Raw genomic sequence first — 11,610 nt, forward strand, 5'->3', positions numbered from 1 at the left:
GAGTCGAAACCCGGGCGGAGCCCAGTCCTCACGAGGTGCCGGTGGGCTGCTGCACCGACGGCAGTTCGACGCGGAAGGTCGCACCGCCGCCCGGGGTCTCGTGCACGCTGACCGTGCCGCGGTGGGCGTCGACGATCGACTTCACGATCGCGAGCCCCAGCCCCGACCCGCCTGTCTCGCGATTGCGGGAGTTGTCGGCGCGCCAGAAGCGGTCGAAGATCTTCTCCCGGATCTGCTCGGGAACCCCGTCGCCGTGGTCGACGATCTCGAACCGCGACGTCCCGGTCTCCGGCGACGAAGACACGACGATCTCGATCGGGCTCCCCGCGGGCGTGTGCCGCATCGCGTTGCCGATCAGGTTCGTCATGAGCTGCCGCACCTTGTGCTCGTCGCCGAAGACCTCCGGGGCGGTCGGGTCCTCCACGACCGACACCTCGCGGTCGGGCGCCTGCGCGCGCGCGTCGAGCGCGGCGTCGTGGGCGAGCCGGTTCAGGTCGAGCGGGGCGAGTTCGAGAGCGCGGCCCTCGTCGAGACGTGCGAGGGCGAGCAGATCCTCGACCAGCGAGGTCATGCGGATCGCCTCCTTCTCGATGCGCTCCATGGCCTGGCCGACCTGCTCCTCGTCCTGCAGCGCGCCCATGCGGTAGAGCTCGGCGTAGCCGCGCACCGATACGAGAGGCGTGCGCAGTTCATGCGAGGCGTCGCCGATGAAGCGGCGCATGCGCTCGATGGTGCGGGCACGATCCTCGAGCGAGCCGTCGAGCCGGTCGAGCATGATGTTCAGCGAGTTGCCGAGGTGTCCGACCTCCGTCTGCGGGTTCGCCACCATGATGCGCTTGGAGTAGTCGCCCCGTGCGATCTCGAGCGCGGTCTTCTCGACCTCCGCGAGCGGCAGCAGCGTCGTCGTGATGAGCAGACGAGTGAGCGCGGCGCCCAGCAGGATGACGGCGATGCCGAAGCCCGTGAAGATCGTGACGTAGTTCGCGATCACCTGGTTGATGCCCGCCGTCGACGCCGCGATCAGCAGGGTGCCGCGCGGTTGCCCGTCGGCCGTGATGGGGGCGACGACGGCGCGCCATTCGGTGCCCGACGAGCTGCGCAGCGTGATGAGCCGGTCGCCGTTCTGCAGCACCTGGTCGATGTTCAGCGCCGGCACTTCGGGCACCGATGAGTCCTGGCGACCCATCGTGTTGTCGTACTGCAACTCTCCGTCGGTATCGAGCAGCGCGACGTAGTACTGCTGGTTCGCGTAGAGCACGTCGCCGCGCTCGAGGGCGTTCGTATTGGCTCCGCGGGCGAGCGCGGGGGTCGGGTCGCTGCGAAGCTGACTGAGCGTGTTCGCCTGGTTCGCGCTCAGGATCGGCTGCAGCACCGAGAGCGTGCCGACGCCGGCGACGATCAGGCCGAGGAAGAGGATGAACACCGTGACGCCGGTGATCTTCGCCCTCAGCGAGATGTCACCCCAACGGCCGGCGAGCGAGGCCACCCTACTTGGCTTCGGTCTTGAGCATGTAGCCGAACCCGCGCTTGGTCTGGATCAGCGACTCCTCCGTCAGCGGGTCGAGCTTGCGCCGCAGGTACGAGATGTACGACTCGACGATGCCCGCGTCGCCGTTGAAGTCGTATTCCCACACGTGGTCGAGGATCTGCGCCTTCGACAGCACGCGGTTCGCATTCTGCATGAGGTAGCGCAGCAGCTTGAACTCGGTGGGGGAGAGCTCGACGGAGGTGCCCGAGACGGTCACCTCGTGCGTGTCCTGATCCATCGTGATGGGGCCGACGCTCAGCACCGAGTCCTCATCCTCCTGGATGGTGCGGCGCAGCACGGCCTTGATACGCGCGATGATCTCGTCGAGGCTGAACGGCTTCGTGACGTAGTCGTCGCCGCCGACGGTGAGGCCCTCGACCTTGTCCTCGGTCTCGTCCTTCGCGGTGAGGAAGATGATCGGGGCCGTGTAGCCCGCGGAGCGGAGGCGCTTCGTCACGCTGAAGCCGTTCATGTCGGGCAGCATGACGTCGAGCACGATCAGATCGGGCTCCTCCTCGAGCACCGCCGAGATGGTCTGGGCGCCGTTGGCGACCGCGCGCACGCCGAAGCCGGCGAACCGCAGGCTCGTGCTGAGCAGCTCGCGGATGCTGGGCTCGTCGTCGACGATGAGGATCCGGGGTCCCTTGTGCTGTGTAGTCATGCTCACAGTCTCTGACCGTTTGCTATGAACTGGCTGGAAGTGTTAAACCGCCGATTGAGCGAGCTTGCGAGTCGAAACCAGCGGAATGCGGGGCGATCCCTCACACCTCGTCGGCGTCGAGAATCGTGTACGAGTACCCCTGCTCGGCGAGGAAGCGCTGGCGGTTCTGCGCGAAATCCTGGTCCACCGTGTCGCGCGCGATCAGGGTGTAGAACGACGCCGTGATGCCGTCCGACTTGGGTCGCAGCAGGCGCCCGAGGCGCTGCGCCTCCTCCTGACGCGATCCGAACGAACCCGAGATCTGGATGGCCACCGAGGCGTCGGGCAGATCCACCGAGAAGTTCGCGACCTTGGAGACGACGAGGATGCGCTCCTCGCCGCTGCGGAACGCCTGGAACAGCCGCTCGCGCTCGTCGACCGGGGTCTGCCCGGTGATGAGCGGGCAGTCGAGTGCTTCGGCCATGGCTTCGAGCTGGTCGATGTATTGGCCGATCACGAGCACCTGCTCGTCGGGGTGCTTGTCGATGATGCGCCGGGCGATGCGCTGCTTCTCGGGAGTGGAGGAGGCGATGCGGTAGCGGTCCTGATCCTCGGCGACGGCGTAGTCCATGCGCTCCGACTCGGGCAGGGTGACGCGCACCTCGAAGCAGGCGGCCGGGGCGATGAAGCCCTGCGCTTCGATGTCCTTCCAGGCCGCGTCGTAGCGCTTCGGGCCGATGAGGCTGAACACGTCGCCCTCGCGGCCGTCCTCGCGCACGAGTGTCGCGGTGAGGCCGAGGCGGCGGCGCGCCTGCAGCTCGGCGGTCAGCTTGAACACGGGAGCGGGCAGCAGGTGCACCTCGTCGTAGACGATGACGCCCCAGTCCTGCGCGTCGAGCAGCGACAGGTGCTGGTACTCGCCCTTCCTGCGGCTCGTGAGGATCTGATAGGTCGCGATCGTGACCGGTTTGATCTCCTTCACCTGGCCGGAGTACTCGCCGATCTCCTCCTCGGTGAGGGTGGTGCGGCGGATGAGCTCGTCGCGCCACTGGCGCGCCGAGACGGCGTTGGTCACGAGGATGAGCGCCTTCGCGCCGACGGCGGCCATAGAGGCGGCCCCGACGATCGTCTTGCCCGCGCCGCACGGCAGCACCACGACACCGGAGCCGCCGCGCTGGAAGGCCTCCACGGCCTTCGCCTGGTAGTCGCGCAGGTGCCAGGCCCCCTCGCCGTCGGCGTCCCCGTCGCTCTCCGCCAGCTCGATGTCGTAGGGCTCGCCGGGGGTGTAGCCCGCGAGATCCTCCGCGGGCCAGCCGCGGGCCACGAGCTGCTGCTTGAGCTCTCCGCGGGCCCACGGCTCGACGGGGAAGGTGCGGTCGTCGATGCGGTTGCCCAGCAGCGGCGCGATCTTCTTCGCGCTCGACACCTCGCGCAGGATGGCAGGATCGTCGCAGCGCAGCACGAGCGCCCCGTCGGCGTCGCGCTCGATCGTGAGTCGACCGTAGCGGCGCATGGTGTCGGTGATCTCGCCGGCGACGCCGCTCGGCACGGGGAACTTGGCGTGGCGGTTCAGCGTGTCGAGGATCTCCTCGGCGGTGTGGCCCGCGGCGCGGGCGTTCCAGAGGCCGAGCCGCGTGATGCGGTAGGTGTGGATGTGCTCGGGTGCCCGCTCGAGCTCCGCGAAGACCGCGAGCTCGTGGCGCGCATCCTCCGCATCCGGGTGGGCGACCTCCAGGAGGACGGTGTGGTCGCTCTGCACGATGAGGGGGCCGAGAGTCATAACGATCGAGTTTACCCGCGTCGCCCGTGCATCGGCGGGCGCGCCCCGGGATCCCTCGCCCGACCCGCACGAAGCCCGACAGCCGGACGAGGATCTACTCGACCGCGGTGATCGTGCTGATCGGCAGGGTGCGCTCGACGCCGGCGCCGGGATCGGTCGCGCGCAGTCGGCCCGCGTCGAGCGAAGTGGGCAGCAGCGTGAATACGTGCGTGCGCCCCTGCGCCGACGCGGTGACGCGCACCGTGCTGCGATCCCTGATCGCCAGCTCCAGGCGTCGTGCGAAGCCCCCGGCGCCGGGCTCCGAACGCACGGCGGAGTGCACCCGGTCGACGAGCTGCGCGAGCTCGTCGGGCAACTCGGTCGTGCGCGGCTCCGGCGCGGGGTTCACGAGCGGGGAGTCCGCAGCACCTTCGAACGAAGCCGTGTAGCGGGCGTCGCCGAGTGCGGCGAAGACGTGGTCGGCGCGCAGGCGGGAGTAGAGGGCCGACGGCTCCTCGCCCTGGGCGAGCTGCAGGTGGTGCAGTGCGCGGTCGACGAGCAGCGTCTCGCGCAGCTCGGGGCGGCTGATGTCGAGGCGGGTGCGGCCCTCGTCGCCGGAGTGCTCGCGCACGACGATGCCGCGGATGCGCTCGGCGATGGAGGCGAGCATGTAGTCGAGCGGCTGGGGGATGCCGGTGAGCGACAGTCGCTCGAAGGCGCTCCGCGCTCCCGCGGCGTCGAAGCCCCGTTCGAGGGCCGCGGCGATCGAGGCCTCGGTGATGCGGCGCGTCGAGGCGATGCCCGTCTGCTCCGGCACGGTGAGGGCGGCAAGGGCGGCCTCGTCCGACGGCGCGAGCGGCCCGGGCACGACGACGCTCAGGTCGGGTTGGATGTAGACGCCTGCGACGGGGGCCGGCATGTCGCGCTCCGCGATCGCGCGGGCGGCGTCGAGGTCATCCGCGAGCAGGGCGCGGCCGGCCTCGCCGAGCGCCCCGTCCACCGCGAGGCCCAGGTGCTCGGCGATGCGGCCGAAGCGTCGGGCGGCCGCCTCGGTGCTCGCGGGCAGCAGCGGGTAGCGGTCGCGGAGCGCGGCGAGGGATCCCTCGAGGTCACGCTCTTCCAACAGTCGTCGCAGCTGCGGCGGCATCGCGGCCACCGCGGCGGCACCGAGCGCCACCCACCGGTCCGGGGCCCCGAGCTCGAGCCAGTCGGCGGTCGCGGGAGACCACGAGAGCAGGGTGAGCTGCGCGGCGGGCACCAGCAGCCGGGCGTCGAGCAGGGCCTGCACCGCGTCGCCCGTGCGGTCGACGTCGATGCGGGTCGCCTCGGCGAGCGACTTCACGGTCGCGACGGCGACCGTGCCCGTGCGGTTCAGCCGCCCGGGCTGCGTGCGCAGCGCGCGCAGCACCTCGGCCGCGGTTCCGAGCGCCGTGAGCGCGGCGACGTACCAGGACGCGGTGTCGGTCGTGCCGGGCGGCTCGGATACGTGGTCATTGCGGAGGGAGTCGGGGGAGAGGCCGACTCGGTCGAGGCTCGCGGTGAGGGCGGCGGCGACCTCGGGGAGGGGCGCGGCGGATCCCTCGTCCCATCCCAGCAGTCCGAGCCCGAGCAGCCGGTCCCGCACCTCTTCCGCAGCCGTCTCGGGTTGCAGCAGTGCGGCCAGATCGTCGCGCTCGAGCGGGGCGATCGCCCGCTCGACGGAATCCGCGCGCAGCAGTTCGCTCGCGAGGCCGATCGGATCGGTGATGCCCGAGATCGCCTGCGGCCGCCTGCGCTCCACGACCGCGGCGAGGGTGCCGCGATCCATCGCGGCGAGTGCCGCAGCGAGGGCGAGGGTGCCGCTCATGCTCAGCGCTCGGCGGCGTTCCGCTTGAATTCCGCGCGCCGCCTCCGCTGGCTCACGACGAGCAGGACGATCAGCAGCGCGAAGCCGAGCGGCAGACCGAACAGCGACAGGCCGTAGACGACCGGCCACATGCCCGAGGCGAGCATCTCGCGATCGATCATGCCGATGATGAGGGTGGCGAAGAACGAGAGCAGCGCCGCCCCGATGATGGTGACGGTGGCGTATGCGAGGATCCGCTCGAGGATCGACGGCGTGCTGGATTCTTGCGACATCCCGGCCATTTTACCCGCTCTTCTCCGAGAACGCCCTCGCGGCCCCGGCCGGTAGGATCGAAGGGTGCGCGGGGAGCTCTGCGCGAAGACTGCGGGCGGCCCCGAGGCCGCGACCGAGATGGAGAGGGACGAGGCATGCCGAACGGCAAGGTCAGGTTCTACGACGAGGACAAGGGCTTTGGTTTCATCCAGGGCGATGACGGGCAGCAGGTGTACCTGCACGCATCGGTGGTGCCTACGGGCGCCGATGTGCAGGCGGGCACGCGGCTGGAGTACAGCGTCGCGGACGGGCGCCGCGGCCCGCAGGCGCTGTCGGTGCGCGTGCTCGAGACGCCGCGTCTCGCCAAGCGCAACCGCAAGTCGGCCGACGAGATGGCGATCATCATCGAGGATCTCGTGAAGCTGCTCGACGGCCTGGGCGGTCGACTCAAGAGCGGGCAGTACCCCGAGCGCTCGCAGTCGCGCAAGGTCGCGACCATGCTGCGCCGCGTGGCGGACGACTTCGATGTCTGAGGCGCGCGAGGCTCCCGCCGAGGCCGAAACGGTCGAGCCCACCACCGAGCCGGGGCTCTCGGAGACCCGGGGCGGGGCGAGGGATCCTGAAACCGAGGCCGCGCCCGCCGCTGATCCCGTGCTTGCCGCTGATCCCGTGCTCCTTGCGGCCCGCGCCCAGGCGCGCGCCGCGCTCGCCGAGATCACCGACGAGCCGAGCATCGGGGCCGACGAGGGGCACGAGGTGCACGAAGCCCACGTGCTCACCCTCTACTTCGAGTGCCGTCTCGCCGGGTACCCCGGCTGGCGCTGGGCCGCGACGCTCGCGCGCGTGGACGAGGAGTCGCCGGTGAACGTGCTCGAGGTCGAGCTGCTGCCCGGGCCCGGAGCCGTCGTGGCCCCCGAGTGGGTGCCGTGGTCGGTGCGTCTCGCCCAGTACCGGGAGACGCAGGCGAGACAGGCCGCCGACGAGGCTGCGGAGGCCGAGGCAGCCGCGGCCGAGCTCGAGGAGGAGGACGGGGTGGATCCCGACGAGGATCTGCTGACGAACGACTTCAGCGACTTCGACGACGAGATCGATGGAGTGGAGCTCGACGGCGAGGACGACGAGGAAGACGATTCCGACGAGAAGTCCGATGACTTCGACGACGACGACGAGGGCGATGACGGCCCCGACGGCTTCGAAGGGTTCTCCGCCGAGCGCTGAGTGCGGAGCGCGTCATTCCGCGGATCCTCATGAATACGTAATTCCCCCGGATCCCTAGCCGTCCGATTCTTCATAGGCTCGCCGCAGCACTCGGGGGAGCGCTGATTCGGACACTTGTGGCCGGCGACGACCTCTCCCATGTCTGGGATCGAGGTTGTGATGCTTTCGAGTTCTTCTCTCGGGGGAAAGAAGACCGGGCGGTCGCGTAGGCCCGGGGACGGGCGCGGCCGGAAGCGGCGCGCCGTCGCTCTCGCGGCGGTCGTCACGGCGGGCGGGCTCGTACTGGGATGCGCGGCCCCGGCGCTCGCCCTGGCCGACGCCGACCCGGCACCGGTCGAGGTAGCGCCGACGACTCCGCCGCCCGAGCAGACCGGCGAGCCGGGCGGCACGGACCCTGGTAATGCCGAGCCGGGCGGCACGGACTCGCCCGGGGCGACGCCGAACGCACCGATGCCGAGCCAGGAGCCCACCGTGGAACCGCCTCCCGCGGAGGAGCCGGGCGGAGCCGAGGCCCCGCACGAGGTCCAGGTGCCGCCGATCTTCGCAGCGCCGAAGACCGCCGAGAAGCAGTCCGTCACGGGTCTCGCGGGCCCGGTGGTCGCGCTGGGCCCGGTCGGATCGCAGCAGACCGGTGGCTACCAGATCCTGAAGGACAACAGCAATCCCGCGACCTGGAGCTGGAAGGATCCCGCGACCATCGCCCAGGCTTCTGAGATCACGGCCGGAACCTTCAGCTCGAACATCGTCGGAACGGACCTGGTGATCAAGTTCGTCCGACCGAACGCGACGGGCAGCAACTCCTTCGCATTCGAGTACACGAACGCCCCTGAACGGTGGGGGCCGGCGGGCGCGACGACTCTGGCGGTGCCGCAACCGGACCGCAGCCAGGGCGGCCAGGTCATCTTCATCGAGCAGCAGGGCAGCGCCAACCCGGTGGTGACCTACTGCACGTACCCGCAGAACGGCTACGTGACGAGCCTGAACTCGCCCTCGTGCGTCACGCTCGCCGGGGTGATCGTCTCCATCGGTACCACGGTGGAGCTCAAGATCCCGCTGAGCACGATCAACCAGGGATCGCCGGGTTGCCCGCCGACCATGGGGACGACGGCCTACCTGCGCTCGTTCAACAACGCCAGCGCACCCAGCTCCAACCTGGGCATCTGGGCCGCTCCCATCGCCTTCGAACCTCCGTCGACGTGCGCCACGCTGACGCTGACGAAGCAGGTCTCCCTGCAGTACGCGGCCACCGGAACCGGATCGGCGCCCACCGACTGGACGCTGACGGCCACCGGGCAGGGGCCGGTGGCCGGCCAGACGGTGACCGGAAACGGGACCGTCACGCGCAGCGACGTGAAGGCAGGCACCTACCTGCTCTCCGAGAGCAGCAACCCGGGGTTCGCACTGAAGACCGACTGGGCCTGCACCGACATCACCGACCCGGCGAATCCGACGGCGGTCGCCCTGACGAACGGCAACTCCCTCGCCCTCGCCGAGAAGAGGAAGGTCTCCTGCGTCATCGTGAACACTGACAAGCCCGGTGCGGTCACGTGGGCGAAGACCGACGACCAGACCTCGGCGACGCTGCTCGGGGGGTCCGAGTGGACGGTCACCGCCTCGCCGGGTGGGATCGGGGTCGGCGCCGTGATCGTCGACTGCACGGCGGCCGTGTGCGCGCCCGGGGTTCTCAAGGATCAGGATCCGGCGGCGGGCAAGTTCGCGTTGGCGGGGCTCCCCTGGGGAGCGTACGTGCTGACGGAGACGAAAGCACCCGAGGGGCATGCGCTCACGACACCCGCGAAGACCGTGTCCTTCACCGTCGACGCGGGCAACGCGGGAACCACGATCGCGGGACCGACGGTCGTGAACCCGCGCAAGCCCGGAGCCGTGAAGTGGTCGAAGGTCGATGACCAGACGCCAGCAGCCCCGCTCGGAGGGTCGGAATGGACCATTGTCGGCCCCGGAAGCCCCGAACCGGGCACGACGATCGTCGACTGCACGGCGGCCGTCTGCGCGGCGGGCCCGTTCAAGGACATCGACCCGACCGCGGGCGGATTCGAACTCGCAGGCCTCGCATGGGGCGCCTACACGGTGACCGAGACGAAGGCCCCGGCCGGGCACTCGTTCGCCGACCCGAAATCGTTCACCTTCACCGTCGATCAGACGAACGCGGGGACCACCATCGACGCGGGTGCGCGGGTGAACCCTCGGCTCCTCGGCGAGGTGGCATGGACGAAGGTCGATGAGGGTGGCGGTCTTCTCACCGGTTCGGAGTGGACGCTCACGGGTCCCGGCGTCCCGGCCGACACCGTGGTCGTCGACTGCGCGGAGTCGCCCTGCACGGCAGGCGACTTCCTGGACCAGGATCCCGGCGGAGGCGAGTTTCGACTCGCGGGTCTGGGCTGGGGCGACTACACGTTGCAGGAGAGCAGGGCCCCCGCGGGTTACCACGCCTCGCCCGCTGTGCACCCCTTCACGATCGATGCCGAGCACCTCGCCGTCGAACTCGACCCCGTGGTGAACACCCGCATCGACGGGCCGGAGCTTCCGATGAGCGGCGGGATCGGTCGAGACCTCTTCACCGCGCTGGGGCTCGGCGTGCTGGTGCTCGGGGCGGGCACCACGGGTGCCATCGCGATCCGCAACCACCGCCGTAAGGGGGCCTGACCGACCACCCGGAGGAAGCAGGCGGGGCGGGCCTCAGGCCTCGACGAATCAAGCATCGAACACACAGAAGACACCCCGAGGGTCGCTGACGAACCGCGGGGGCGGGAGAGAAACAGGGTAGTGAAATGAACTCGAAGAGCAGGGCGATGCGACGCATCGCAGCCGGAGTCGGGGCCGTCGCCCTGGCGCTGGTGGGCGTCGGCACATTCAGCACGGCGGCCTTCGCGGACGTCGGGCCCGACCAGCCAGGCGCACCCGCCGAGGGCACGCTGACCATCAACAAGTACGCGGGCGCGCCGCTCGGCGAGGGGGAGACCCTGGAGGATCGCGACACGCTGGACGGCGTCGAGTTCACCGTGACCCCTGTCGGGCGGCTGGACAACGGCGACTGCGTGGCGATCGACCTGACAGATGCGGCCGACTGGGACGGACTCGGCGACCTGTTCGCCTCCGCGCCCGCCGCGCCGACCGCCCCCTTCTGCCTCCTCACGGCCGACGCCGTGTCGGACGTGACCGCGGGCGGCACGGTCGACTTCACCCTCGACGTCGGGGTCTATTTCGCGCAGGAGACCGACCCGGGCGAGAACCACATCGTGTCGAAGGTGCCCGACTTCTACGTGTCGATTCCGACCTCTGAAGGCGACGGCGGCGAAGGCTGGAACTACGACGTGGTCGCCGACCCGAAGAACCAGATCATGAACGAGCCGACGAAGACGATCGCGGAGATGCCCGATGGGCTGACCATCGGCTCCGGCGTGACCTGGACGCTGACGGTCCCGGTGCCGACGCTCAACAATGAGGAGACCTTCACCACGGCCTCCGTCTCCGATGTTCTCGATCCGCGCCTGAGCTACGCCTCCTCGAGCCTGACGCTCGACGGCGCACCGCTCTCCGAAGGACCGGGCGGCGACTACACGGTCGACCCGAACGGGGTGACGTGGACGTTCACCGCCGCCGGCCGGGCGAAGCTCGACGCAGCGATGGGCAAGAGCCTGTCGATCGAGCTGGTCACGACGGTCGACGAGGTCGGGGACGGCAGCATCCCGAACGACGAGTACTCGAGCACCTTCAACGGCACCACGGTTCCCGGCGAGCAGATCCCCTACACCTACTGGGGTCAGCTGTCGATCTCCAAGCACGACGATTCGAAGCCCGCCAAACCGCTCGCGGGCGCCGAATTCCAGGTGTTCGCGGAGCCGCAGGCCGGTTGCCCCGCCACCGCTCCGGCGACGGGCGCGGTTGCGACCGGCACCTCGAACGGCAGCGGCACCGTGGTCTGGGAGGACGTCGATCCGAACACGGTGCTCGGGCTGTGGGTGGCCAACAGCCCCAACGGTCCGCTGGCCGATCCGTCGAAGGACTACTGCGTGTACGAGACCGTGGTGCCCGCCGGGCATACGGCCACGGCCGTCAGCAACCCCGTGACGATCACCCCGGGCGAGGACGGCGTCTTCGAACTCGACGTCGTGAACAAGAAGAAGGACGGCCCGGACCTGCCGCTCACCGGTGCGGCCGGCACGCTCGCCATGACGATCGGCGGCCTGGCGATCATCGCAGCGGGAGCCGGAGCGATCCTCGTCGCCCGTCGCCGCCAAACGGGCGATCCCGCCGACTGAGCGCAGACCGGCTGATCGAGCGAGGCGAGTCGGCCAGGCCCGCTGATTGAGCCGGCGTTCGCTCGACCGGAGATCCTGTGCGAGATG

At 70.0% G+C, this 11,610-nt stretch carries 9 protein-coding genes; 4 read left to right on the forward strand and 5 right to left on the reverse strand.

Features of this window, described 5'->3' with window-relative positions:
- Positions 1-28: 28 nt before the first annotated feature.
- The 5 genes from J4H91_RS10865 to J4H91_RS10885 all read right to left on the reverse strand — a co-directional run bounded on the left by J4H91_RS10865 (position 29) and on the right by J4H91_RS10885 (position 6,045).
- A complete protein-coding gene (locus tag J4H91_RS10865) occupies positions 29-1,486 on the reverse strand; it encodes an ATP-binding protein (RefSeq protein WP_208046281.1) in 1,458 nt (485 codons plus the stop codon).
- Between the two features lies 1 nt (position 1,487).
- Positions 1,488-2,189: a response regulator transcription factor gene (locus tag J4H91_RS10870; protein WP_208046282.1), complete on the reverse strand. Its 702-nt coding sequence runs from the start codon at positions 2,187-2,189 to the stop codon at positions 1,488-1,490.
- 100 nt (positions 2,190-2,289) lie between these two features.
- Positions 2,290-3,948, reverse strand: a complete 1,659-nt coding sequence (locus tag J4H91_RS10875) for a DNA repair helicase XPB (protein WP_208046283.1) — start codon at positions 3,946-3,948, stop codon at positions 2,290-2,292.
- A 94-nt stretch (positions 3,949-4,042) separates the two neighbouring features.
- Positions 4,043-5,773 (reverse strand): helicase-associated domain-containing protein, encoded by a 1,731-nt coding sequence (locus J4H91_RS10880; RefSeq protein WP_208046284.1) that lies wholly within the window; start codon positions 5,771-5,773, stop codon positions 4,043-4,045.
- 2 nt (positions 5,774-5,775) lie between these two features.
- A complete protein-coding gene (locus J4H91_RS10885; RefSeq protein ID WP_243752903.1) occupies positions 5,776-6,045 on the reverse strand; it encodes a hypothetical protein in 270 nt (89 codons plus the stop codon).
- A 135-nt stretch (positions 6,046-6,180) separates the two neighbouring features.
- Here J4H91_RS10885 and J4H91_RS10890 point away from each other — a divergent pair, with 135 nt between their 5' ends.
- The 4 genes from J4H91_RS10890 to J4H91_RS10905 all read left to right on the forward strand — a co-directional run bounded on the left by J4H91_RS10890 (position 6,181) and on the right by J4H91_RS10905 (position 11,523).
- The gene (locus tag J4H91_RS10890; RefSeq protein ID WP_208046286.1) at positions 6,181-6,558 is read left to right on the forward strand and encodes a cold-shock protein; all 378 of its coding nucleotides are present in this window, start codon (positions 6,181-6,183) and stop codon (positions 6,556-6,558) included.
- A complete protein-coding gene (locus tag J4H91_RS10895; protein WP_208046287.1) occupies positions 6,551-7,243 on the forward strand; it encodes a DUF3027 domain-containing protein in 693 nt (230 codons plus the stop codon). The genes J4H91_RS10890 and J4H91_RS10895 overlap by 8 nt, the downstream gene beginning before the upstream one ends.
- A gap of 138 nt (positions 7,244-7,381) precedes the next feature.
- The gene (locus J4H91_RS10900; protein ID WP_208046288.1) at positions 7,382-9,907 is read left to right on the forward strand and encodes an MSCRAMM family protein; all 2,526 of its coding nucleotides are present in this window, start codon (positions 7,382-7,384) and stop codon (positions 9,905-9,907) included.
- Positions 9,908-10,032: 125 nt separating this feature from the next.
- Positions 10,033-11,523 carry a SpaH/EbpB family LPXTG-anchored major pilin gene (locus J4H91_RS10905; protein WP_208046289.1) on the forward strand — a complete coding sequence of 497 codons (1,491 nt, stop codon included), beginning with the start codon at positions 10,033-10,035 and terminating at the stop codon, positions 11,521-11,523.
- Positions 11,524-11,610: the final 87 nt, after the last annotated feature.

This window comes from Leucobacter ruminantium (assembly GCF_017565705.1).
Classification (GTDB): Bacteria; Actinomycetota; Actinomycetes; order Actinomycetales; family Microbacteriaceae; genus Leucobacter; species Leucobacter ruminantium.

Bases quoted from the DNA above. Each gene is read 5' to 3' on its own strand.
- J4H91_RS10870 (WP_208046282.1), bottom strand. From the start codon at position 2,189: ATGACTACACAGCACAAGGGACCCCGGATCCTCATCGTCGACGACGAG.
- J4H91_RS10875 (WP_208046283.1), bottom strand. From the start codon at position 3,948: ATGACTCTCGGCCCCCTCATCGTGCAGAGCGACCACACCGTCCTCCTG.
- J4H91_RS10880 (WP_208046284.1), bottom strand. From the start codon at position 5,773: ATGAGCGGCACCCTCGCCCTCGCTGCGGCACTCGCCGCGATGGATCGC.
- J4H91_RS10885 (WP_243752903.1), bottom strand. From the start codon at position 6,045: ATGTCGCAAGAATCCAGCACGCCGTCGATCCTCGAGCGGATCCTCGCA.
- J4H91_RS10890 (WP_208046286.1), top strand. From the start codon at position 6,181: ATGCCGAACGGCAAGGTCAGGTTCTACGACGAGGACAAGGGCTTTGGT.
- J4H91_RS10895 (WP_208046287.1), top strand. From the start codon at position 6,551: ATGTCTGAGGCGCGCGAGGCTCCCGCCGAGGCCGAAACGGTCGAGCCC.
- J4H91_RS10900 (WP_208046288.1), top strand. From the start codon at position 7,382: ATGTCTGGGATCGAGGTTGTGATGCTTTCGAGTTCTTCTCTCGGGGGA.
- J4H91_RS10905 (WP_208046289.1), top strand. From the start codon at position 10,033: ATGAACTCGAAGAGCAGGGCGATGCGACGCATCGCAGCCGGAGTCGGG.